Annotated in this window: 23 protein-coding genes and 1 pseudogene; 9 read left to right on the forward strand and 15 right to left on the reverse strand. The window is 60.9% G+C overall.

What is annotated here, in order from left to right; genetic code table 11:
* Positions 1 to 65: 65 nt before the first annotated feature.
* Positions 66 to 1,190 (reverse strand): catalase family protein, encoded by a 1,125-nt coding sequence (locus tag K0F85_RS08585; protein ID WP_219115642.1) that lies wholly within the window; start codon positions 1,188 to 1,190, stop codon positions 66 to 68.
* Between the two features lie 144 nt (positions 1,191 to 1,334).
* The gene (locus tag K0F85_RS08590) at positions 1,335 to 2,246 is read right to left on the reverse strand and encodes a LysR family transcriptional regulator (protein WP_374198657.1); all 912 of its coding nucleotides are present in this window, start codon (positions 2,244 to 2,246) and stop codon (positions 1,335 to 1,337) included.
* A 98-nt stretch (positions 2,247 to 2,344) separates the two neighbouring features.
* On the opposite strand from K0F85_RS08590, the gene K0F85_RS08595 reads away from it, so the two are divergent.
* On the forward strand, positions 2,345 to 3,784 hold the full coding sequence (locus K0F85_RS08595; protein ID WP_374198658.1) for an amidase: 1,440 nt from the start codon (positions 2,345 to 2,347) through the stop codon (positions 3,782 to 3,784).
* Between the two features lie 10 nt (positions 3,785 to 3,794).
* Here K0F85_RS08595 and K0F85_RS08600 read toward each other — a convergent pair whose 3' ends face one another.
* From K0F85_RS08600 to K0F85_RS08620, 5 genes are all read right to left on the reverse strand, one after another.
* Positions 3,795 to 4,217 (reverse strand): DUF2061 domain-containing protein, encoded by a 423-nt coding sequence (locus tag K0F85_RS08600; RefSeq protein ID WP_219115643.1) that lies wholly within the window; start codon positions 4,215 to 4,217, stop codon positions 3,795 to 3,797.
* Between the two features lie 121 nt (positions 4,218 to 4,338).
* The gene (locus tag K0F85_RS08605; protein ID WP_219116033.1) at positions 4,339 to 4,956 is read right to left on the reverse strand and encodes a DUF4386 family protein; all 618 of its coding nucleotides are present in this window, start codon (positions 4,954 to 4,956) and stop codon (positions 4,339 to 4,341) included.
* A gap of 279 nt (positions 4,957 to 5,235) precedes the next feature.
* A complete protein-coding gene (locus K0F85_RS08610) occupies positions 5,236 to 6,015 on the reverse strand; it encodes a LytTR family DNA-binding domain-containing protein (RefSeq protein WP_257572622.1) in 780 nt (259 codons plus the stop codon).
* Complete coding sequence (locus K0F85_RS08615; protein WP_219115645.1) at positions 6,012 to 7,067, reverse strand: sensor histidine kinase; 1,056 nt, start codon at positions 7,065 to 7,067, stop codon at positions 6,012 to 6,014. Before K0F85_RS08615 ends, K0F85_RS08610 begins: the two co-directional genes overlap by 4 nt.
* 302 nt (positions 7,068 to 7,369) lie before the next feature.
* Positions 7,370 to 7,771 carry a nuclear transport factor 2 family protein gene (locus K0F85_RS08620; protein ID WP_219115646.1) on the reverse strand — a complete coding sequence of 134 codons (402 nt, stop codon included), beginning with the start codon at positions 7,769 to 7,771 and terminating at the stop codon, positions 7,370 to 7,372.
* Positions 7,772 to 7,863: 92 nt separating this feature from the next.
* On the opposite strand from K0F85_RS08620, the gene K0F85_RS08625 reads away from it, so the two are divergent.
* Entirely contained in the window at positions 7,864 to 8,448 is a 585-nt protein-coding gene (locus K0F85_RS08625) for a TetR family transcriptional regulator (RefSeq protein ID WP_219115647.1), read from the forward strand.
* 36 nt (positions 8,449 to 8,484) lie between these two features.
* Here the strand turns inward: K0F85_RS08625 and K0F85_RS08630 are convergent, their stop codons facing one another.
* The gene (locus tag K0F85_RS08630) at positions 8,485 to 9,828 is read right to left on the reverse strand and encodes a chitinase (RefSeq protein WP_257572623.1); all 1,344 of its coding nucleotides are present in this window, start codon (positions 9,826 to 9,828) and stop codon (positions 8,485 to 8,487) included.
* On the opposite strand from K0F85_RS08630, the gene K0F85_RS08635 reads away from it, so the two are divergent.
* Both K0F85_RS08635 and K0F85_RS08640 read left to right on the forward strand, forming a co-directional pair.
* Positions 9,827 to 10,204, forward strand: a complete 378-nt coding sequence (locus K0F85_RS08635; protein WP_219115648.1) for a hypothetical protein — start codon at positions 9,827 to 9,829, stop codon at positions 10,202 to 10,204. The two genes, K0F85_RS08630 and K0F85_RS08635, sit on opposite strands and share 2 nt — an antisense overlap.
* Positions 10,205 to 10,214: 10 nt before the next feature.
* Entirely contained in the window at positions 10,215 to 10,856 is a 642-nt protein-coding gene (locus tag K0F85_RS08640; protein ID WP_257572624.1) for an SDR family oxidoreductase, read from the forward strand.
* 220 nt (positions 10,857 to 11,076) lie between these two features.
* Here the strand turns inward: K0F85_RS08640 and K0F85_RS08645 are convergent, their stop codons facing one another.
* Positions 11,077 to 12,789 (reverse strand): hypothetical protein, encoded by a 1,713-nt coding sequence (locus K0F85_RS08645; RefSeq protein WP_219115649.1) that lies wholly within the window; start codon positions 12,787 to 12,789, stop codon positions 11,077 to 11,079.
* 495 nt (positions 12,790 to 13,284) lie between these two features.
* Positions 13,285 to 13,476 (reverse strand): annotated as a pseudogene (locus K0F85_RS28635) (hypothetical protein); the annotation flags it as partial.
* 94 nt (positions 13,477 to 13,570) lie between these two features.
* Here K0F85_RS28635 and K0F85_RS08650 point away from each other — a divergent pair.
* From K0F85_RS08650 to K0F85_RS08660, 3 genes are all read left to right on the forward strand, one after another.
* Entirely contained in the window at positions 13,571 to 14,149 is a 579-nt protein-coding gene (locus K0F85_RS08650) for a hypothetical protein (protein WP_219115650.1), read from the forward strand.
* Positions 14,150 to 14,215: 66 nt separating this feature from the next.
* Positions 14,216 to 14,950, forward strand: a complete 735-nt coding sequence (locus K0F85_RS08655) for a response regulator (protein WP_219115651.1) — start codon at positions 14,216 to 14,218, stop codon at positions 14,948 to 14,950.
* On the forward strand, positions 14,947 to 15,939 hold the full coding sequence (locus tag K0F85_RS08660; protein WP_219115652.1) for a HAMP domain-containing sensor histidine kinase: 993 nt from the start codon (positions 14,947 to 14,949) through the stop codon (positions 15,937 to 15,939). Before K0F85_RS08655 ends, K0F85_RS08660 begins: the two co-directional genes overlap by 4 nt.
* A gap of 126 nt (positions 15,940 to 16,065) precedes the next feature.
* Here K0F85_RS08660 and K0F85_RS08665 read toward each other — a convergent pair whose 3' ends face one another.
* The 5 genes from K0F85_RS08665 to K0F85_RS08685 form a co-directional block, all read right to left on the reverse strand.
* Positions 16,066 to 16,485, reverse strand: coding sequence for a DUF6691 family protein (locus K0F85_RS08665; protein WP_219115653.1), 420 nt, complete (start codon positions 16,483 to 16,485; stop codon positions 16,066 to 16,068).
* 10 nt (positions 16,486 to 16,495) lie between these two features.
* The gene (locus tag K0F85_RS08670; protein ID WP_219115654.1) at positions 16,496 to 16,927 is read right to left on the reverse strand and encodes a YeeE/YedE family protein; all 432 of its coding nucleotides are present in this window, start codon (positions 16,925 to 16,927) and stop codon (positions 16,496 to 16,498) included.
* A 52-nt stretch (positions 16,928 to 16,979) separates the two neighbouring features.
* Positions 16,980 to 17,330 (reverse strand): carboxymuconolactone decarboxylase family protein, encoded by a 351-nt coding sequence (locus K0F85_RS08675; protein ID WP_219116036.1) that lies wholly within the window; start codon positions 17,328 to 17,330, stop codon positions 16,980 to 16,982.
* A 28-nt stretch (positions 17,331 to 17,358) separates the two neighbouring features.
* Entirely contained in the window at positions 17,359 to 17,550 is a 192-nt protein-coding gene (locus K0F85_RS08680) for a DUF2892 domain-containing protein (protein WP_219115655.1), read from the reverse strand.
* A gap of 247 nt (positions 17,551 to 17,797) precedes the next feature.
* On the reverse strand, positions 17,798 to 19,123 hold the full coding sequence (locus K0F85_RS08685; protein WP_374198659.1) for a sigma-54 interaction domain-containing protein: 1,326 nt from the start codon (positions 19,121 to 19,123) through the stop codon (positions 17,798 to 17,800).
* Between the two features lie 240 nt (positions 19,124 to 19,363).
* Between K0F85_RS08685 and K0F85_RS08690 the strand changes: the two genes are divergently transcribed.
* Positions 19,364 to 20,245, forward strand: a complete 882-nt coding sequence (locus K0F85_RS08690; RefSeq protein WP_219115657.1) for an MBL fold metallo-hydrolase — start codon at positions 19,364 to 19,366, stop codon at positions 20,243 to 20,245.
* Between the two features lie 31 nt (positions 20,246 to 20,276).
* On the forward strand, positions 20,277 to 21,947 hold the full coding sequence (locus tag K0F85_RS08695; protein ID WP_219115658.1) for a bifunctional protein tyrosine phosphatase family protein/NAD(P)/FAD-dependent oxidoreductase: 1,671 nt from the start codon (positions 20,277 to 20,279) through the stop codon (positions 21,945 to 21,947).
* The last annotated feature ends 12 nt before the right edge of the window (positions 21,948 to 21,959 follow it).

Consider the following 21,959-nt stretch of genomic DNA (forward strand, 5'->3'; position numbering starts at 1 on the left):
AGGCCCGGCCCCAGCTTGCCCAGCCAGGTGTCGGATTGGGTGGGCTCGTCGCTATGCATGGTGCCCTATCTGACAGGGAAATCGTCGAGATTGCGCGGTTCACGGGCGATGCTGCCCGTGCGCTCGAAGCGGAAGCGGGCCGACATCGCGTAAGCGGCCTTGCGCACGCGCATAATGGAACCGAGGGGGCGGTGCGCCAGCACGCCATGCCAGGGGCTGAACGCCATGCCGTCATCGACCGCGCGCGACAAGGCTTCGCTCCAGCCCGCCTGTGGCTGGGCCGTGATGCGCGCCACGGGCAGATACGGGCTGTCTTCTTCCGGCCAGGCGACGGAAGCGTCTTCCAGTGGCATGCTGTCGATGTCGCGGCACAGCTGGACGCGCACTTCCCAGGTGGCCGCATGGCGGGCAAAGTAGGCGACGACGGCGTCGCGCAAGCCGTTGGGCTTGCCGTCCAGGTCGACGGGCGCAGCTTTCAGGGCGGCAAGTTCCGGCGACACGGGCACCAGCGCCACCTTGGCCATGTAAGTGCCATACAAAACGGGCGCCTGGCTGTAGTAGGTTTCGCCCAGCACATGGGTTTGCGGATGGCCGCCCAGGCTTTTCAGGGTGCCGCTTTCGCCGCCCACGGCTTCGAGCGCCTTTTCCGCCCCTTGCAGTACGCTCGACAGCGCCTGCTTCAGGCGCGGTACTTTATCCGTGGTGCTGGCCAACAGCTTCAAGCTGCCGAGGAACTTTTTCGCGCTGGGCGCCAGGAAGGCAGGGCCGTTGACGAGCACGAAATCCTGCGTGCTGGCGGGCTCCGTGCCATCGTCCGGTTGCAGGCTGGACAGCTGCATGCCCGGCACGCCGATCACCTTGATGGCCATGCCGCGCGGCACGGACACCTTGTCGTCGAGCATGTCGCCGGGGATAGTGGAGATGCGCATGACTACATCGTAACTGCCCGGCGTGGCGAACAGGCCTTGCGCCAGTTCGGGCGCCAGGCCATCGAGCACCTGCAGGCGGGCGCGCAGCAAGCCATGGCTTTTCGCATGCACGCTGCGCGTGGCATGGCCCGAGTCGGCACAGGTGGTGGCGGAAATGCCATGCAGGGTCTGCAGCAACTGCGCGCAAGTCTCCTGCTCGCCTTCCTCTTCAAACTCGTAGCGTGGCTCGTAGGGCAGGGGCGGGCGTGGAATGTCGGACATGGCTTTTCCTTGTGATGGGGGTGTGTGCACCATCATTGCCGCCAACGCCACATTCTTCTGTTTGCTGGCATACACAGGCCCCTAAATACCAGGTGACGGCAGTGGCGTGCTGATCATTTACAGTGGAAACTCATGTGTGGCAGCCTACAAGCTGGCCATGATCCGCTCGCGCAGCCAGCGGTGCGCCGGGTCCAGGTGCATGCGCTCGTGCCAGACCATCGCCATTTCGTAATCGGGCAAGCGGATCGGCGGCTCCCACGTACGCAGCGCGCCCAGGGCGTTCTTCAGCAGGCGCGATGGCATCAGGGCCACCATATCGGACGCCGCCAGCAAGTGCGGCACGATGAGAAAATGCGGCACGGACAACACCACTTTGCGCGCTCGTCCCCGTTGTTCGATTGCCGTATCGACATTGCTGCGGAAACCGCCGCCATTCGGTGAGACGACGATGAATTCCAGCGCGCAGAACTGGTCGAGGTCGGGCGGCGATTGCAGCAGCGGATGGTCGTGGCGCGCCGCCAGCACGTAGTGTTCGGTGAACAGCGTGCGGTGGCGCAAGCCGGCCGGCGCTTCTTCCTGCGCCAAGAAACCCAGGTCGACCTGGCCGCTTTCCAGGTCTTGCGCCATGCGCGCCGGCACGGCTTCGAACACGGCCATGCGCGACAAGGGCGCCTGCGCGCGCAGGGCAGGTAGCATAGGCAGCAGGATCGCATATTCGGTGGCGTCGGCCGCCGCCAGATTCCAGCGCACCTCGGCCGTGCCTGGATCGAACGCCGATTCCGGCTGCAAGACTTGCTCCAACTGGGCCAGCACGGCTTGCAGGGGCGCCAGCAAGGCCAGCGCGCGCGCCGTGGGCAACATGCCGCGCGGGCCGGGCAACAGCAGCGGATCGTCGAAGGCCGCGCGCAGCTTGCCCAACTGCACGCTGACGGACGGCTGGCTCAGGTGCAGCCGCGCCGCCGCCCGCGTGACGTTGCGTTCAATCAGCAGCGCGTTCAGGGTCAGCAGCAGGTTCAAGTCCAGCTTATGTAGATCCAGCTTATGCAAATTGTTCATGGCTATACCTTGTATATCAACTATTCATTTCCACTATGATAGCGCAAGCCCTACAGTAGTTCCTGTGATTTCCACTCTTCAAATTTTACAGGAACTAAATGATGCAACTCCATGAATATTCAAGCTTTGATGGTCTAGGACTGGCCCAGTTGCTGCGTACTGGCGCCGTCTCGGCCGCCGAATTGCACGATGCAGCCGTGCGCGCTTGCGCCGCCGTCAACCCCCAACTCAACGCGGTGGTCGAACTGTGGCCAGTCGATTTGTCGCAGGTGGACGGTGCCGCGCCGTTCGCCGGCGTGCCGTTTTTGATCAAGGACATCGCCGTCACGATGGCGGGCCAGCGCAGCGAAGCGGGCAGCCGCCTGGGCGCCGGCCATGTGGCCGCCCTGGACTCCCACCTGATGACGCAGTTCCGCCAGGCGGGGTTGCTAACGTTTGGCCGCACCAGCACGCCGGAAATGGCCTTTGCCACCACCACCGAGCCCGTGCTGTACGGCGCCACGCGCAATCCCTGGAACGTCAGCATGAGCGCGGGCGGCTCCAGCGGCGGCGCGGCCGCAGCCGTGGCGGCCGGCATCGTGCCGCTTGCCCATGCGACGGACGCGGCCGGTTCCATCCGCGTGCCGGCCGCCTCGACGGGCCTGTTCGGCTTCAAGCCCAGCCGTGGCCGGGTGTCGAACGGCCCCGCCATGGACGAGATATTCAGCGGCCTGGGCGTGCAACTGGGCGTGAGCCGCACGGTGCGCGACAGCGCCGCCTTGCTCGATTGCGTGCAGGGCGTGATGGCGGGTGAAGCGTATGTGACGGCCGCGCCTGGCCACAGCTGGCTATCGCAGGTCAGCCGGGAACCGGGACGGCTGCGCATCGCCGTGCAGCGCATGGCCTTCAATGGCGCCCATCCCGTGCCCTCTATCGATGCCGCGCTGGACGCCAGCGTACGCCTGCTGGAGAGCCTGGGCCACCATGTGGAAGACGTGCAGGGGTCGCTGGGCGTGTCGTGGCAAGCGTTCGTGCACGCGAATGCCAGCATCTGGTGCGCCAACCTGGTGCCGTGGATAGACGCCCTGGCGCAGGAAAGCGGGCGCGGCGTGTCGCTCGATACCCTGGAACCGGCGACCCTGGCCTGCTACCGCCATGGCAAAACGGTCTCGGCAGTTGATTTCGTCGCCGCGCTCGACGTGCGCAATAGCGTCACGCGACAGGCCGGCGCTTTGTTTGGCCAGTACGACGTGCTGCTCACTCCCACCATGCCGGACTTGCCATGGGCGCTGGGGCGCTACGGCGAGGACCAGGACAAGCTCGATGGGCTGGGCTGGACGGCGCGCCTGTTCGAGCACTCGCCCTACACGCCGCTGGCAAACGTGGCAGGACTGCCGGCCATGTCCGTGCCGCTGGCCATGTCGGAGGATGGCATGCCGATCGGCATGCAGTTCATGGCGGGCTATGGTCAGGATGGAACGCTGCTGCGCCTGGCGGGTCAGTTGGAGCGGGCGGCACCATGGGGGCAGCGTTGCCCGCCCGTATGGGCCGGTCATTAAGAAGGGTGGATTACAGGGCGGCGGGGAGGGCCGCGTGCCGGTTTTCCAGGCGGAAACGGGCTTTTTCCCACAGCCGGTCATGGAAGGGCAGCAAGATCACATTGCAGATCGGCTCGACCACGGCCAGCAAGCCGCCGAAGGCCATGGAGCCCGTGGCCCAGTACATGACGCCGAAGGCCACGCCCATGTGCAAGGCCGTCTGGCTGAGCTTTTCGCCAGCCAGCGCGGCAAACCCCAGACGGCTGGCGGCGTGGCGGCGGCGAATCGCGTGCCAGGCTTTCTCGTGCTGCGGCAACAGGGCCACGTTGATGATCGGTTCGAGGATGGCGGCCAAGCCACCGAGTGCCAGCGAACCCGTCAGCAAATAGGCGAGGCCGAAGGCGATCGACATATGCGTGCCAACCTGGCTGAATGTTTTGATGGCGGTGAACAAGGGATGCTCCTTTCTGTAGAATGCGCTTATCCTTGATTTAGATAGTAACGATTCTCATTTACAAAAGGAAGTAAAATATTCCAACTGAATCAATAGTGGCAAACTATTGATAATCCGTATGTCATTGCCGCGGCGCCAAACCCCGCAGCAATAGCCACAGGCCAGTGAGCGGATAGACCAGGCCCAAGGGCAACAGCAAGGAGTGCATGACGTCCAGGCCAAACAGTTCGCGCGCCACGGCGATCCACTGCAGCACGCCAGCCAGCATGCCGGCCAGGGCCAGCAGGGGCGGAATCGCCCGAGCGCGGTACAACAGCAGGTACATCAGGGCCACGCCCATTCCGCCCAGCAGCTTGTCGGGAAAGTGCACGCCGTTGCGCAGGCCCGCCAGCAGGGCGCGCGCCGGCTCATAGGCATGACCGTCTGCGCCAGAAGCGAGGAAGGCGACACTCAGGCTGCGCATCGCCAGCACCAGCGTCCCTTCGAACAGGCTGGTCGCCAGCACCGCCGCTAGCAGCGCCACGTAGCAGCGGCTCAGCAGGGGGTGCTGTTCGCCATACAGGCCGCGCAGGGCTGCCGCGATGGCCAGCCCGATCAAGGCCGTGAGCAGCCCGAGCAGTACGATCAGCCCCACCTGTAGCGGCATGCCGGCTGCCCGCAACAGGAAGCCTGGCGCGGCGAACACCTGTGCCTGCAGTTGGAAATTCGAGCCGATGCCCAGGCCGAAGGTGAGCAGCAGAGCAGGCCCAGGCCCAGCAAACGTCCCGTCGTGGCGGCGTTGTCATGCATGGCAGCGGTGTCGTCCATGGGGATTGCGTGCAGCGTGGTGGCGGCGGAAATGTTCTGCTTCATCGGTTTACCTTTATCGGATTGGCAATTAGCGGCCCATGCAGGACCTGAGCGCGCAGTGTCGGCAAACGGGGGCGCTGCGGCAAGCCCGATCCGACGCGTCACGCGCACGGGGTGGCGAAGCGCGCCCGAACACGACGAGTGACGCGGGCCTTGGCGCGCCCGAGGTCTATTCCGCCTTGAACAGGTGGAGGAAGGTGCGGCTGACCGGCAGCACTTCCGGCCGGTGTTTCAATGTCAGTTCGCCCGTTTCGTGGGCGCCGCGCACAACCTGGCGAACGGCATGCAGGTTGACGACCTCGGTCCGGTGGATCTGCTGGAACTGTTCTGCATCAAGCTGTACCAGCAATTCCTTGAGGGTGTTGCGCAGCAGTGCCTCTGTAGGCTTGCCGCCATCGCGCCACGCAACCAGCGTGTACTTGTCGTCGGATTTCAAATAGTCGACGTCATCGACTGGTATCAGCCGCACGGCCTGTCCTACGGAGGCGCGCAGCCAGCGCAGCGGCGCCTGCGCTGGTGCCTGCTTGGCCTGCAGGTAGCTTGCCAGTTGCTGCAACAACGTTTCGCTGGCCACGCCTGGCAGGGCCGCCGCCGCGCGTTCGCGCACGCGCGTCACGGTCCCGGCGAGGCGGCCCAGTTGCACTGGCTTGACGAGGTAGTCGAGCGCGCCCTGCTCGAAGGCCCGCACTGCGTACTGGTCGTAAGCGGTGACAAAGACCAGGTGGGCGCGGCGGCCGATCTGGCTGGCCACGTCGACGCCGGACAGGCCCGGCATGTGCACGTCGAGGAAGCAGACCGCCGGCTGGTGCCGTTCGAACAGCGCGAGCGCCTCCGGTCCGTTGCGCGCTTCGGCCACCACCAGCAGCTCCGGCCAGCACTCGGCCAACTGGCGCCGCAGGTTGGCCCGCAGCAAAGGTTCATCGTCGGCAATGAGGGCAGTCAGTGTCATGACCATGCAGGGCACTCTATGGAAACACGGAAACCGTGGGGAGCCAGTTCGCTGATGCGCAAGGCCGCTTCGCCGCCAAACATCAGTGCCAACCGTTCGCGCAGGCTACCCAGTCCCGTGCCGAGGCCGGGGCTGCCCGCTTGCAGGCCTACTCCGGTATCGCTCACCTCGATATGGCAGCGGCCACTGAGCTCGCTGATGCGTACGTCGATGCGCCCGCCGTTCATGCCGGGATCGATACCATGGCGCACCGCATTCTCGACCAGGGTCATCAGGGTCATGGGCGGGCATTGCAGTCTTTCGCAGCCTGGCGCGACGGTGATCGAGAACTGCAGACGGTCAGGCATGCGCAGCTGCATCAGCACCAGATAGGCGTTCACCATCTCCAGTTCCTGCTCCAGGCGCGTGGCCGACTCGTTCAGGCGCGGCACGGCAGCCCGCAGATAGGTCACCAGGTGCGCCAGGACGGGCGCCGCATGGCTGGACCCCGCATCGAGCAGCGCTTGCAGGCTGGCCAGCGTATTGAACAAAAAATGCGGCTGGACCTGGGCCTGCAGCAGCCACACGCGTGCATCGTGGGCCTGGCGCTCCAGTTCGCCGCGCCTGCGCTCGGCCTCGCGCACGCAGGCGTCGCGCTGGCGCAGCAGGGCAGCCATCGCTGTCCATGGCCCGAGCAACAGGCCCAGGAAACTAAGCGCGACGTAACTCTGCAGCCTCTCCGGCACCTGCCAGAACGGCGGCGCACCGGCCTGGGTATTGAGCAAATACAGACTGGCCAGGGTCAGCACGATCGCCAGGGCCACGCCAAGCACCTGCAAGACCCAATGCGCCAGCCAGGCGGGCAGCCGGCGCGGCCAGCGCTCGAACAATCCATAGGCCAGCAGCGCCGCCAGCGCCGGCAGGAAAACCGCCATGACCAGGTAGCTTAACGGGTCCTCCCAGGACAGGGAAAACAGGGCGAATTCAAATAGCGCAGCCAGCCCGGCCACGCACAATCGTCGCGCGGACAGGCAGGTTCGCAGGCCATCGATGGCGCAGCGTAGTGTGGACATGAATGTGACGGCCCCAGGAATTGCCATAAGAGCAGCAGAATAGGGCAAAGCCACGCGGGCGGCAATAGCGGCGGGCGCGAAGCGCGCTTTCCGGGGCACCAGCGACGCCCTGCGAGGCCGGGCCGCGCTAGCGCCACGAACGGTGCGCGAGCGCTTGGCCATCATGACGCCGGTTCAGGACATGCCGCGCCGGCCCGGAAAAATAGTCATTGTCGCCGCTACCCCAGCCGATTGACCAGGACATTGCTCTGCGCGTGCACGGCTAAGGCCGCAGCGGCGTGGTGGTGCCGCACTTGAACAAGTCAGCGTATTGCCGTCGCCTGAGACCAGACAGCTTGCCAGCGCCCATCGCGCCATTCATAGCTATCCATATGCCAGTAGCGGGCGCGCGGCACGGGGTGGCTAGCGAAGACGATCTCCAGTTGCGCTTGGTAACGCAGGACGGCGGCCGTGCCGTACAGGCGCACGCTGATCGCTTCCGGCACCCAGCTCACATAGCGCATCTGGCCGGAGGCGATGGCGCCCAGATATTGTTCCCGTGACAGCATGCTGCCGAGGGGCGTGACGAGTTGGAAGTCAGCGGCGTGCAGAGCGCGCGCCGCTTCCGTGTCGGCGGCCACGAGGGCGCGCAAACGGCTGCGTTCCGTTTGGCGCAGCAATTCCATCTGCTGTTCTTCAGTGAGTGCGGCATTGAAATGACTCATTGCGTTCCTGTTCTTGACGGTAAATGACACTTTGACGGTTTTTGTCTATAAGTCATGTTGACACTATATATTCAAACTGTCAACATGCCCGCATGTCACTCCACACTCTCAAAATCCAACGGATACTCGATGCGGCGCTGGCCGTGTTTTGCCGCTACGGCTATCGCAAGACGTCCATGCTCGACATCGCGCAGGCGGCGGATATGTCGCGCGCCGCGCTGTACCTGCACTTCAAGAACAAGGAGGACGTGTTTCGCGCCGGCTCCGAACGGGCCCATGCCACCGTCATGGCGCAAGTGGCCGAGGCGCTGGCCGAGCCCGGCCCCGTCTTCACGCGCATTGAAGCGGCGCTGCTGGCATTCCAGCTAGGCTTGATGGCGGAAATTTCGGCCAGTGCCCATGGACAGGAATTGTTCGATGCCAATATGACCCTGGCTGCCGACATCACCTTGACCGCGCGGGCTACGCTGGTGGCATCGCTGGCCGGCGCACTGGAGCAAGCCGAAGCGGCGGGCGATATCGCTCTGCGCCGAGCGGACGCGACTGCTGCGCAAGTGGCCGGCTTGCTGGTAGCCACCATGGATGGCATCAAGCACACGCAAGGGGGAGGTGAGGCGCTGCGCGAGGGCATGGCGCTGCACATGCGTTTGCTGGGAGCCGCGCTGCTGCGCATGTGAGCATCGTGGCTCCCATGCGCAGTCGGGCCAGGGCTGCTACGGCAGGGTCTTCAGCACCGTCTTGGTTGGCACGGAGAAGTTATAACCATCGTGGCGGTCCCAGTTGATCGACCACGTCATCACGCCGCGGAAGTCCGGGTAGGCCTGCTGCGGCTTGATGGTGCCGCAGTTGAGCAGGCGCGTCAGGCAATTCAGGGCGTTGCTGACGTCGGCATTCGTCGTAAAGCCCGAGCCGGCCGAGCTGCGGCCCGATGGCACGCCAAAGCCCACCTGATCCGGGCGCAGGCCGGCGAAGGTGTTGCCGCCATAATTAAACCCTTCGATCAGCATGCGTGCCGTGGCCACCAACTGGTCTGCCGAGCCGGCCTTGATGGCCCCCGTGGCGTAGGGTGTATAGATATCGCCATTGTTGTAATACTGCGGATGCAGCACCGTCAACTCGGAGCGCAAAGCGTTGATGATGGGAATATAGGCGCCCCAGATGCTGCCATAGCTCGTGTATCCCCCTTCCACATACACCCATTCCGGCGCCATCGACAGGTAAAAGCCGTTGCCAACCTTGGTTTTCAGGTTTTTCACGGCGATCGGCAAATAGGTCTGGATAGCCGCGCCTTGCGCCACGCCATTTTCCAGGTCAAGGTCGATGCCGTCGAAACCGTATTTCGTGATAATGGCGTACAGGCTGTTGGTGAAATTCGTCGCCTCGGCCGTGTTGCCGACGGAAACGGAGCCGTTTTGCCCGCCCAGCGACAGGATGACTTTCTTGCCTTTCGCCCGCTTGGCGGCCACGTCGGCGATGAACTGCGCCTCCGTGCCCGCGCCCGGATCGATGGTCAGGCTGACATTGCCGCCGCCCGCGTTGTCGCCGAACGAGACGACGATCACATCCCAGTCATCGCTGACCTGGCTGATCGGATAGGTGGCGCCGCTGGGGTTGGTGAAATTGTGCCAGTAGCCGATCAGCGCGTGCTTTGCCAATCCCGTGGGCGTTGGTGTCGGTGTCGGCGTTGGTGTCGGTGTCGGTGTCGGTGTCGGCGTTGGCGTCGGGGTGGGAGTCGGCGTAGGTGTTGGGGTGGGCGTCGGGGTAGGAGTCGGCGTGCCGCAGTCTCCCACTGCCGTCCAGGGCTGGCCACTGCCGGCGCCGCCGCTGCTGGTCGACGGGTTATTGCCTTGCGTCCACCAGTTGGCCGTGTAATTGACGTTGTTGTAGCTGGCCTTGCCGCCACCGTTGTAGGCGGTGCCGCTATTCCACGGCATGTAGCAGGCCACTGCTGTGGTTGCGCCGGCCAGCAGCTGGCTCGCGCCTGCGCCAGATCCGTCGCCGCTGCCACCACAGGCGGCCAGCGTACAGCCGAAGAGGGTAAGGATGAGGGTATTCATGACTGTCCGGTTCACTTGCATCTCCTTGTCTATTTTTTTCATGGCCGGCCGGCTGGACACCGTCCGATTTTTCAGAGTGCAAGCATTGCAGGTGGTAGTCAACTGGTTTTATTCTTTGCGCAAGCCAACAATACCAGTTTCGGCATTAGCCCATCAATCAAGCGTTGCGGGCCATACCAGTTTCAATTTTGCCGTGTGCTGGTATGGTGCCGGGAGCAGGGCGGGGAAGGGAGGTGGACGCCAGGCAAGTCTTGCGGCGGCGACGGCGATACAAAACGCTGGGCCGGCACGCATCACCGGTTTTTGCTTTTTCAAGCGCACCGTGTTCCTTTCCTCAAAGAAAACCTGTAACTTCCTGCATGGCAGCGTACCCTGACGAAAGCGAGATGATGAAAAAGATATTGATACTGGGCGCAGGCGGACAGGTAGCGCAGTGGGTCATCCGCACCTTCGCGGGCCGTGACAACATCGCCTTGACGCTGTTGTTGCGCAATCCCGGCAAGCTGCCCACGCCAGTCCCGTCCAACGGTACCGTGCTGCCTGGCGACGTACTGGACCAATCAATGCTGCGGCAAATGATGCCCGGACACGACCTGGTCTACGCCAATCTGGTGGGCGACGACATGGAAGATCAGGCCAACAGCATCATTGCCGCCATGCGGGCTTCCGGTGTCGAGCGCCTGGTTTTCGTGCTATCGATGGGCATCTACGATGAAGTGCCCGGCAAATTCGGCGAGTGGAACAACGCCAGGCTGGCGGAACACCTGAAACCATTCCGCCGCGCCGCCGACGCCATCGAGGCGTCGGGCCTGGCATACACCATCGTGCGTCCAGCCTGGATGACGGACGAAGACGAAGTCGACTACGAACTGACGACGCGCCACGCGCCATTCAAAGGTACCGTAGTGTCGCGCAGGAGCGTGGCAGACCTGATCGCCAGCATCATCGAAGCGCCACACTTGCACCAGCACGCCAACCTGGGCGTAAACAAACCGAACACGGACGGGGACAAGCCGTATTTCATGTAAGCAGCGGCGACCGCGGCGCCCAGATGGGGAAAATCGCATTTGCGATTGGGGAGTTGGCCAAATGGCGGTTTTTTCAAATTCATCCATAACTTCGCATAATTTATATTATGTCAAATTGAGGGCGGAGGTTAGCAGTACTTCTAGTTATCCAGATAGCCAGTCAATTCGATCAAAATACCATCGACTGGCGCGTTCACATTCACATCAATCCAAGCAATATCTACGGCGGCGTGCCACTATTCGGCGCTACAGGATCGAGTTCAAGATAGACATATTGCGGTTCACGTCTCAACCCTTCGGCCAGATATGTTTTAACAATTCTCTTGTGGTCCGGATCGTAAGTTATCCCTCCCATCAGACATGCTTCACCTACCCTAAAGTTATAGTTGTGAAGCTCAATATAGTATTTTTTGGTCCATGCAAGGACTACTTTTTGAAGAGCGCGACTCGATTTTCCTTGATTGTCATTCCTCTCCTTCAAGCCCATTACGTTAAGACAGAATCCCAGAATTCTTGCTCCTTGAAAGTTTGCAAATTTATTCATTCTCAAGATTTCTTCATAGAGAAGCCTGCGAGCCTTAAATTGCACTATCCGTCCAGCATGATTAGCTAGCCTGGTCGAACCGAAGATATTAGTCCAGACGGTGTTGTGTTGGACTAACCAGCACTCCCAAACGGGAGTTGCAACCGAAGAAGCCGCAAGTACTACCTCAAAAATCATACTCGCGAGATGATCGTAAAGACTCTCGTTATATGGCTGGTTCCCTCTAACGCGTAAATATCGGCGATCAGGAACATCTTTCTCCTCTAGAATATTAACCGCATCATTAATAAAATCTACGACGACACGCAACTGCGCCATAGCGTCGTTATCCCAGGAAATATTCGGCACTCCGTTTAGTTTGTAGATTTCAGCGCCAACATTCTCGATATTCTTCATGGCTCGATACAGGGTAAAAGAGTGCCCAACAGACCCTGCTTCGACAAAACTGCGGAAAGCCATTAGCACAATCCTGCTGTAAGCTCCCCATTGTGAAGCGTCCCACTTCGAGCTGCTTGGGAACGCTGGATCTAGCATGGTGTCGACTACCTCGATCATGTGATAATTCGAAAACATCGCTTGGCTAAGTGGTTTATGGTAACCCATTAGACCCGATTCGTATCCCTCTGCTTCGTGAAATAGAAAGGAGTTTTTATTCAAAATTGCCTCGTTAACGATGTTTCTCGCAAAAATACCCAATTGAATATCGTACTTTTCCGCAAAACTCATTTCCTGAAATATGGCCATCAACGTCCCAGGTGACGATTCGACAATAACCCTACACAGTCTTTTGTCTGCAATCAATAACAAAAGATCATTCGCATACCTCGCCACCTTTGGTGGAATCCTCTTTTTTTCGTCCGATTGTGAGCGGTATCTACTAAGTGTGATGGAATCGCACGCATGATGCACAATAGATTTAACCGAGTAGGTCAATTCGTCGGCGATTACCGCCAAATCATTTGAAGATCCCTTAAGAACAAAGTGATACAGTGTTTTCGCATATCGTTCGGCGTTAAATCTGCTATATGTTGAAGGCTGAATGAACGCGAACCATGCCCAAGCAAGAAATGTTAAGAGAAACAGTGCGCCAAGAAGTGCTTGCCATGACGCTGGCGTAAGCAATGTCCCGTGTGGCACCAGCCATTGCTCCGCACGCCAGAGATCGGTAAGAAGGGTAAGAACCCCTACTCCGGCTACAACAGAGAACGTCACACTCTGGAGAGGTATGGGTGCTGTCCGGACTCGGAATTGATAGCGAACGTCCGCAATGGTCCATGCGAGCACCATTAGGGCAAGGGCCGCGAGGAATTCCGAGAACCCGAAAAACTTCTGTCCACTGGCATCGAGCGGGATAAAACATACGAATCCAAAACAAGTCTCGACAGTCACCTACGTCTCCTAATCTCTTGCTGATCTTCGGTTGCCGATGCCATGGGATGGCCATCAGAAAACAATCAGTTTACTACTTTATCGATACATATAATCTATAAAAGATAGGAATTCTCGCCATATGCGCATGGTTTTTAGATGATACTAAAAAAAAGCAACATGGGTATCTAACTTAAATTACCGCAAAAATCTATAAATCAAAGTCTCCACGTTTTGCTCGCTCACAAATTTTATGACACCTAAACTCGTCCTTAAAACATCGTTCACAAATACGTAAACGCAGACAATATCGAGCCTGCTGCACAGCCCATTTTGGCACCCCTAGCATGTACATGAAATCACCAAGCATTCTGGTACGGTTGACCGCCCGCCAGTTTGTCCGCCTGGAATTCCGAATAATCCAGTATTGATTGCGAAACTCATCCTGGATCTGTTCAAGTATCCGCAGTGAATTATCATCAAAATTTGCCATATCACGTCCCTCCTCCCCATCAATTCCAGCATGTTTTCTCTGTAGGTCAACGTCACCATGCGATCCGCACCGATTTGCTTGCAGCAAAGACGCACATTTTTCTTTGCGCGCCAGCCTGCATCGTCGTCATTCGTCTCGCGCTGGCTCGATTCACCGCGTCGACCACGCGACAGAGCCAGTGAACAACTCCCTTTTATTTCAAATGATACAAACATGCTACAAAGCTGTTCAATAGTTTCGCGGATTCCTGCCGTTTACCTATGCAAGGCATGAACAACAAAGTTCTGCCGCACCAACAGGAGAGATCGTATGGCAGGAATATCAGCAGTCAGCGGCGGTGCGGGATTTATCCCTACGCAAAGCAAAAAAGACGCCACCAGCGCGGCGAGTTCGGCAGAGCAAAAGATCGCCGCGCCGTTAAGCGAGCCGCCGCAGGGTGCCAATGCGGAAGTCGCTGGCGCGACCGCCAGTAAGGCGCCGAACGGCGCGGCAGCGTTGTCGAACACGCTGCAGAGCCAGTACGACGCCTCGCGCGTAGACACGTCGGCTGTCGATGGACGCGCCGCTAAGACTGAGACCGGCAGCACCGACACTGCCAATGCTGGCGGTACCAAACAGGCCGGAGCGGCCGACGCGTCGGCCGTCAGCAATGACGCCAGCCTCACCGCCACGGCGAATTCCAGCAAGACTTACGAAGCTGAAGACAAGAACGAAAACGGCGATGTCACCGAGCAGGAGCGCGCGGACTACAAGGAAACCAACGCCTATCTCAACAAGCATCCCGAAGCCGCTGCCAACGCAAAAATCAAGGTCGCTGTCGATTCCTACGTGAAAGGCGCGGCATCCTTCGCCGAACCACCACAGTCCGCCATTGCGACACAGGCCTGATACTACAGTGGTAGGAATCAGTTAAACTGTTCCCGCTTGCCGTTTCGTTCCTGTTTCAAGTAGACCATGCCAACAACTGCCGAAGTGCTCATCGTCGACGATGATCCCGATATCTGTACCCTGCTAGTCGCCTATCTGGGTGATTTCGGCATCCGCGCCCAAGCGGTCCATGACGGCACCGCGATGCGCTCGTCTCTTGCCCGGCAGCGCTTCGACATCATCATCTTGGATTTGATGTTGCCGGGTGAAGATGGACTGTCTCTGTGTCACAGCATCCGCTTCCTGTCTGATATTCCCATACTTATGCTCACGGCGCGGGGCGAACGCGGCGACAAGGTGGCCGGACTGGAGGCTGGCGCCGACGATTACGTGATTAAACCGTTCGACCCGCGCGAACTGGTGGCGCGACTGCACACAATCTTGCGGCGCATTCGTGGCCGCGGCGTGGGAGCGCCGCCGACGCTAGAGCGGAGGCCGCCGCCGGCCAACGACATCTGCTTCGGTGGCTGGCGGCTGAACCGCGCCACTCGCGAACTGACCTCGCCCGCGCAGTTGCTGATCCCCCTGTCCTACGGTGAATTCCGGCTGTTGTCTGCGTTCATCGAGAAGCCGCAAAGTGTCCTCAGCCGTAGCTATCTGTTGAGTGCGGCGCGCGGGCGCAGCATGGAGGCGTACGACCGAACCATCGACTTGCTGGTGTCTCGGCTGCGCCAGAAACTCGAAACCGACAGCACGGCCAAGCCACTGTTGCGCACCATCCGCGGCGAGGGTTATCTGCTCGACGTGGCATTCGAAGCATGAGGTTCAAGTTCGTAGACACGCTGTTCTCTCGCCTGTTCGCCTTGGCAGTCAGCGCCATCGTGGCTAGTCACGCCATCGGCTTTGGCCTGTTTTTCATGCTCTATCACGACACGGCTCGCTGCCACCCGCAGCCGCCGGTGGGCGGCGTGGTCATTGGACTCGTCACGGAGTTGTTGGCACTGGCCACAGCCGCCTGGCTGGGCGCGCGCAGCATCGCACGTCCGATCCAGCAATTGGCGGTCGCCGCAGTTGAGCTCGGCAACGACGTGAACCGCTCGGCCCTGACGGAAAGCGGCCCTGTCGAGGCGCAGTTGGCGGCGCGCGCTTTCAACCGCATGCAATCCGATCTGCGCCAGCAACTGGCTGCCCGCGGCCACTTTCTCGCCGCCGTTTCGCACGACCTGCGCACCCCGCTGACGCGTATACGGCTGCGCGTCGAACAGTTGGCCGAGCCCAATGTGCGCGCCCAACTGCACGCCGATGCCACCGAGATGGCCGCCATGCTCGACGCCACACTGGAGTATCTGCGCGGCGAAGCGGCCGTCGAGGTCCCGGCCATGCTCGATGTGCAAGCCCTGGTGAGTTCAATGGTTGAAGATTATCAGGAGCAGGGACACGCCATCGAATGCGCAGGCGTAGTCGCACCCATTCTGGCCCAGCCGATCGCATTGCGGCGCGCCCTGGCCAATTTGATGGAAAATGCGCTGCGTTACGGCGGAATGACGAAGGTTGAGTGTGCCATGCACCCATCCGGACTGTCCATCACGATCCACGACCAGGGCCCAGGCATTCCGGCCGCCGAACTGAGCGCCGTCATGCAGCCGTTCTACCGCCTGGAGTCGTCGCGTAACAAAGCCAGTGGTGGCGTGGGCCTCGGATTATCCATCGCGCGCGAAGCCATTGAGAAACAAGGCGGCACGCTCACCTTATACAACGCCCCCGAAGGCGGCCTGGTCGCCACAGTGCTGTTGCGACCGAACAAATGTTGAGCGGCGCCAGCCTGATCCAGGCGCTGTTCCCTGTCATCGCCCTGGCGGATCAATCCACCAGACATTACCCGATACTTTTACATCAGGGCGTTGCCGGCTCGCTTCGTATCTGGCATCCCGCGTTTTCTATCGAGAACCTAATCGCTCTGCAACAGTGAAAATCCCCATGCCGGCGAGCATGGCGACGAAGAGAATGAGCGGCTTCACCCCTCCCGCCGCGAGCGACGCCAGCACCGGACCGGGACAATAGCCAGCCAGTCCCCAGCCGGCACCAAAGGCCAGGCCACCGAGGACCAGGCGCCGGTCGATTTGCGTAGAAGTCGGCAAGCGCATCGCATCGCCCAACAGGCTGCGCTCCCTGCGCGACGCGAAACGGAATGCCACGAAGCCCACGCCTATCGCGCCGCCCATGACGAGGCCCAGCGAGGGATCCCAATGACCAGCGAGATCGAGGAAAGCAAGCACTTTCGATGGATCCGTCATCCCTGAGACGATCAGTCCGATACCAAAGACCAGGCCGACCAGGCCCGCAACTATATTTTTCATGAGCTTTACCTTAAGCGATGACGTGGCGGACCACAAAGACAGTGGCGAAGCCGGCTGCCATGAATGCGACGGTGGCCACCAGTGAGCGTGGCGACAGGCGGGACAAGCCACACACGCCATGTCCGCTGGTACAGCCTGAACCGTAGCGCGTCCCCGCTCCAACGAGCAGGCCGGCAACGATCAAGGTGGGGATATCAGCGTCTACCCGTACTGCTGGCAGCGTCACCACTGCGCCATAGACCAAGGGCGCGCCCACCAGGCCGGCAAGGAAGGCCAGGCGCCAGGCGACGTCGCCTTTCGGCCATTCCAGCAGGCCGCCAAGAATGCCGCTAATGCCGGCAATACGACCATTCAACAGGACAAACGCCGCAGCCGACAAGCCGATCAGCATCCCTCCAGCCAACGAGGCCCAGGGCGTAAAATTATTCCAGTCTATCTCCACGTTACTTCTCCAAGTCTGATGTGATGTACATGCCTTGCCAACTTACAGCTATTCAAGCGGCGTTGGAAAATTCGTCGAACGCCGCCAAGGCATTGGCGCAGTACATTGCCGACGGCCCGCCGCCCATATAGATGGCCATGCCCAGGGTTTCCTCGAATTCCGCCCGGCTGGCGCCCAGTTTCACCAGCGCCTGGACATGAAATCCTATGCAGGCATCGCAATGGGCCGCGATGCCCAGGGCGAGCGCGATGAATTCCTTGGTTTTCCTGTCCAGCGCCCCATCGCGCGTGGCCGCCCGCGCCAGATCGCCGAAGCCTTTCATCACGTCGGGAATATCCGTGCGCAGGGTCGCCAGTTGTTGTGTTACCGATTGCGTCAATGCGCGGTAGCCGCTTGCTTGCATCGTCATGTTTCCGTCTCCGTTCTCTGCTTTATTTTTTCGCCGCACAGGTACGTATGCCAAACGGCAAATACGCGGGACAGAAGCGGAAAATGCCTGTCGCCAAGGGGATCACGCCTAGCCAGCCCCATACGCCGATGGCACCAGCCAGTGTGGCGGCGATCAGGCCCAAGCCCAACAGTATGCGGATGGCCCGATCGGTATTGCCGACATTCGCGTTCATGGTCTTGCTCCTCTATGGTTAATCGTTGCGATGAAAAAACGCTAAACAGCCACGTTTGTGGTTCCCGTCATGTTTGATAGACGCATATTTCATGCCAGCAAGATGCAAAGTAAATAAAGGCGATAAAACAGGGACTTAGGGCGAGGCGACCAGCGGCGATACGCTGCCAGTCGCTTCGCGGCACTGCCACACTGCCACGCTGGCAGCAAGCGTATGACAGTGCGCGCGACCTTGTCTTTTCGTCGTGCTAGGCGATGCCCAGCGCTTTCAGGCGGCGGTACAAGGTGCGTTCGCTGATGCCCAGGTATGCTGCCAGTTCCTTGCGCGTTCCGCCAAAGCTGGCGTGCACCTCGGCCAACGGCGCGCCAACAGCGCTCGGCGGCATGCCTGGCGCGGCGCCCTGCTCCACCGGTGCCGCCAATAGCTGCTCGACGCGGATCACGCCGTCATCGGCATACAGGCTGGCCCTTTCCAGCACGTTGCGCAGCTCGCGGATATTGCCCGGCCATGCGCGCTGCTGCAGCTGCGCCATGGCTTCCGCGTCTATCGTCAGCGTGCGCTTGCCCCCTGCCGCGCGGCGCAGAAAGGACTGCACCAGCAGCGCAATGTCTTCCGGCCGCTGGCGTAGCGGCGGCAGGGCAATGGGAAAGGCGCTGATACGGTAATACAGGTCTTGCCGGAATTCACCCCGCGCCATCATGGTTTCCAGCGATTTATGGGTGGCGGCGACCAGGCGGAAATTCGCGTGTTGGGTCTCGACACTGCCGACGCGCCGGAAAGTGCCCGACTCAATCAGGCGCAGCAGCTTGACTTGCATGGAAAGCGGCACGTCGCCGATTTCATCGAGGAACAGGGTGCCGCCCTGCGCCGTGTCGACCAGCCCCGGCTTGCGCGAGGTCGCGCCTGTAAAGGCGCCCTTTTCGTGTCCGAACAATTCACTTTCAAACAGCGTTTCAGTCAGGCCCGAGCAATCGACGACGACGAATGGCCCTGCAGCCCGGTCGCTGGTTTCATGGACGGCGCGTGCAAACAGTTCCTTGCCAGTTCCTGACTCCCCTAGCAGCAGCACCGACAGCATCGAGGGCGCGACCCGCTGCAATGCGGCCAGCACCCGGTTAAACGCGGCAGAGCAGCCAACCAGACCTTCCTCGCTCGGCTTGGCCGAAGCGCTGCGCACCACTTCCAGCCGCTCGACATAGGCGGTGATGGTGCCGCCGGCATCGAAGATGGGACGCAGTTCGACGGCGACGTGTTCAGGCCCGCGCGGCGTATGGTGTATGTGCAGCACACGGTCAGGTCCGCGCAGTTCCTGCGCCTTCTTCATGGGGCAATGTTCACCGGCCTGGTCGCAAGGGGCATCGTAATGATGCGAGATGCGATAGCACTTTTGTCCGATCACCGACTGCTCGATGCTGCCAAATTGTCGCCGGTAAGCCACGTTTGCGGCCAGGATGTTGTATGCGGGATCGAGCACGATCATCGGTTGCATCTCGTGTTCCAGGAACGAGACCAGGGATTGCATCATAGGCTCGCCGGGGGACGGTTTGATGTGTATGACAGGTGACGTTGGCATGTTGGCTCCTCATTGTATGACCATACTGTCGCAGCACTGCCAATGCGTCAAGTGGCAGTGCCAGCGGCAGTGCCAAACAGGGACAGCGCATGTCTGCGATACGGCGCCACTGGCGGTAAAAATGAATGAAATCAGGCATTTGCGAAACATGGCTAGCCTCCTTGCGTACTGGCACAGGTCTTGCGTTACCTGCTGAACCGCAGGCACGCCAGGTTTGCATATTCAGGAGAGAGTCGCATCATGAGCAACACGCTACCGCAGATAGAGGGTTTCTTCGACCCGGCCACCAGCACCGTCAGCTATCTGGTGCTCGATCCGGCGACGCGCCGTTGCGCATTGATCGATAGCGTGCTGGACTATGACCCGAAGTCGGGCCGCACCAGCACTGCCTCGGCCGACCGCCTGCTTGCCCGCGTTGCGGCCTTGGATGCCGAGGTCGAATGGATACTGGAAACCCATGTGCACGCGGATCATTTGACGGCCGCGCCCTACCTGAAGGATAAAGTGGGCGGCAAGATCGGCATCGGACAGCATATCGCCACGGTGCAGCAGGTTTTCGGCACGCTGTTTCACGCCGGCGACGACATGGCGCGCGACGGCAGCCAGTTCGATCATCTGTTTGCCGATGACGAGATGTTTGCCGTCGGCGCGCTGCACTGCCGCGCCCTGCACACGCCGGGCCATACACCGGCCTGCATGACTTATGTCGTCAGCGGCGCTGGGCACAGCGCCGCCTTTGTCGGCGATACGCTGTTCATGCCTGACTATGGCACGGCACGCTGCGATTTTCCCGGTGGCGATGCGCGCACCCTCTTCCACTCCATCAACAAAGTACTGAGCTTGCCGGAAAACACCCTGCTCTATATGTGTCACGACTACCAGCCGGGCGGCCGCGACGTACGCTATGTCTGTACTGTCGGCGAGGAGCGCACCGGCAATATCCATGTCCGCAACGGTATCAGCGAAGAAGAGTTTGTTGCCATGCGTACCAGGCGCGATGCCTCACTGGACATGCCGACCCTGATACTGCCATCGGTGCAAGTCAATATGCGCGCCGGGCATTTGCCTGAGCCTGAGGCGAACGGCATACGCTATCTGAAAATACCGCTCAACGCCGTCTGAAACAGACAGCACAGACTGAAGCGAAAACAATATGCACATTCATCCACTGGCGCCGGGGCTGTCCGTATCGGCGCAAATCCTGCCGCACGAGCTTGCCGCGCTCAAGGAGGCGGGCTATCAAACGATCATCTGCAATCGTCCCGATGGCGAGGGCGGCGACCAGCCATTGTTTGCCGAGATCGAGCGGGCGGCCGTGGCATTGGGCATGCGCGCCCATTACCTGCCGGCCGAGCCGGGCAAGGTTAGCGATGAACAGGGCATCGCCTTTGGCGAACTGATGGCTCAGCTACCGAAGCCGGTACTCGCGTATTGCCGGACGGGCATGCGCTCGACCACGATGTGGGCACTGTCGCAGGCGAATCAACAGACGCTTCCACACATCATCGAGGCGGCGAAAAAGGCAGGCTTCGATATGCAAGGCGTAGTGCGGCGCATCCTCAATCATGGCCGCACGCCGCTGGATGTCGCCGAAGTGGCGCACGCCGTGGTCATCATCGGCGGCGGCGCCGCCGGCATCGCCACCGCATCGAGCCTGTTGGCGCGCTGCCCCGATCTCGACGTCGCCATCATCGACCCTGCCGACGTGCATTACTACCAGCCCGGCTGGACCCTGGTTGGGGCCGGTGTCTTCGATGCCCCGCAAACTGCGCATACCATGGCATCGACCATTCCCCGTGGCGCACACTGGATCAAGTCCGCCGTGGCGGCATTTGAACCCGAGCGCAACGCCGTCATTCTCGATGGCTGCAGAATCGTGCGGTATGAACAACTGGTCATTTGTCCCGGCCTGAAGCTAGACTGGCATGCGATCGACGGCTTGCACGAGACCTTGGGGCGCAATGGCGTCACCTCCAACTATCTGTACCATCTTGCGCCGTACACCTGGCAACTGGTACAGGAACTGCGCGCCGGCCGGGCAATTTTCACCCAGCCGCCGATGCCGATCAAATGCGCCGGTGCGCCACAAAAAGCGATGTACCTGTCTGCCGATCACTGGAAGCGCCATGGCGTGCTGGAGCAGATAAAGGTCGAATTCTGCAGTGCTGGCGCCGTGCTGTTCGGCGTGGCCGATTACGTGCCGGCGCTGATGGAATACATAGATGCTTACGCCGTTGATCTCAATTTCGGCCAGACGCTGGTCAGCGTGAACGGGCCCGCCAGGATGGCCACCTTCAGTGGCACAGGCACCGACGGCAAGCAGCAACTGCTTGAACGCCCGTTCGATCTGCTGCACGTCGTGCCACCCCAGGTGGCGCCGGACTTCATTCGTGTCAGCGCCCTGGCCGACGCCGCAGGGTGGCTGGACGTCGATCCCGCGACGTTGCAGCATAAGGTGTGGGGCAATATTCATGCGCTGGGCGATGTCGCCAACACGAGCAACGCCAAAACGGCAGCGGCGGCGCGCAAACAGGGGCCCGTCGTGGCCCACAATGTGCTGGCCGCAATGGGCAAGGCGGCGGGCAGCGCCCATTACGACGGTTACGGCTCCTGCCCGCTGACTGTCGAGCGCGGCAAGATCGTGCTGGCGGAATTTACCTATGGCGGCAAGCTTGCGCCCAGCTTTCCGGCCTGGCTCATCGACGGCACGCGGCCCTCGCGTCTGGCCTGGCTGCTCAAGGAGCGCATCCTGCCGCCGCTGTATTGGCGGGGCATGCTGAAGGGGCGCGAATGGCTGGCGCAACCTGAAGTGGCCGATCGATGACTGCGATTGTCT

The sequence above is a fragment of the Janthinobacterium sp. UMAB-56 genome, assembly GCF_900095265.1.
Classification (GTDB): Bacteria; Pseudomonadota; Gammaproteobacteria; order Burkholderiales; family Burkholderiaceae_D; genus Janthinobacterium.

Coding starts and splice junctions, on each gene's coding strand:
- K0F85_RS08630 (WP_257572623.1), bottom strand. CDS start 9,828: ATGAATACCCTCATCCTTACCCTCTTCGGCTGTACGCTGGCCGCCTGT.
- K0F85_RS08695 (WP_219115658.1), top strand. CDS start 20,277: ATGCACATTCATCCACTGGCGCCGGGGCTGTCCGTATCGGCGCAAATC.
- K0F85_RS08655 (WP_219115651.1), top strand. CDS start 14,216: ATGCCAACAACTGCCGAAGTGCTCATCGTCGACGATGATCCCGATATC.
- K0F85_RS08620 (WP_219115646.1), bottom strand. CDS start 7,771: ATGAGTCATTTCAATGCCGCACTCACTGAAGAACAGCAGATGGAATTG.
- K0F85_RS08610 (WP_257572622.1), bottom strand. CDS start 6,015: ATGACACTGACTGCCCTCATTGCCGACGATGAACCTTTGCTGCGGGCC.
- K0F85_RS08665 (WP_219115653.1), bottom strand. CDS start 16,485: ATGAAAAATATAGTTGCGGGCCTGGTCGGCCTGGTCTTTGGTATCGGA.
- K0F85_RS08590 (WP_374198657.1), bottom strand. CDS start 2,246: ATGAACAATTTGCATAAGCTGGATCTACATAAGCTGGACTTGAACCTG.
- K0F85_RS08675 (WP_219116036.1), bottom strand. CDS start 17,330: ATGCAAGCAAGCGGCTACCGCGCATTGACGCAATCGGTAACACAACAA.
- K0F85_RS08690 (WP_219115657.1), top strand. CDS start 19,364: ATGAGCAACACGCTACCGCAGATAGAGGGTTTCTTCGACCCGGCCACC.
- K0F85_RS08595 (WP_374198658.1), top strand. CDS start 2,345: ATGATGCAACTCCATGAATATTCAAGCTTTGATGGTCTAGGACTGGCC.
- K0F85_RS08680 (WP_219115655.1), bottom strand. CDS start 17,550: ATGAACGCGAATGTCGGCAATACCGATCGGGCCATCCGCATACTGTTG.
- K0F85_RS08685 (WP_374198659.1), bottom strand. CDS start 19,123: ATGCCAACGTCACCTGTCATACACATCAAACCGTCCCCCGGCGAGCCT.
- K0F85_RS08615 (WP_219115645.1), bottom strand. CDS start 7,067: ATGTCCACACTACGCTGCGCCATCGATGGCCTGCGAACCTGCCTGTCC.
- K0F85_RS08650 (WP_219115650.1), top strand. CDS start 13,571: ATGGCAGGAATATCAGCAGTCAGCGGCGGTGCGGGATTTATCCCTACG.
- K0F85_RS08640 (WP_257572624.1), top strand. CDS start 10,215: ATGATGAAAAAGATATTGATACTGGGCGCAGGCGGACAGGTAGCGCAG.
- K0F85_RS08660 (WP_219115652.1), top strand. CDS start 14,947: ATGAGGTTCAAGTTCGTAGACACGCTGTTCTCTCGCCTGTTCGCCTTG.
- K0F85_RS08585 (WP_219115642.1), bottom strand. CDS start 1,190: ATGTCCGACATTCCACGCCCGCCCCTGCCCTACGAGCCACGCTACGAG.
- K0F85_RS08635 (WP_219115648.1), top strand. CDS start 9,827: ATGACTGTCCGGTTCACTTGCATCTCCTTGTCTATTTTTTTCATGGCC.
- K0F85_RS08625 (WP_219115647.1), top strand. CDS start 7,864: ATGTCACTCCACACTCTCAAAATCCAACGGATACTCGATGCGGCGCTG.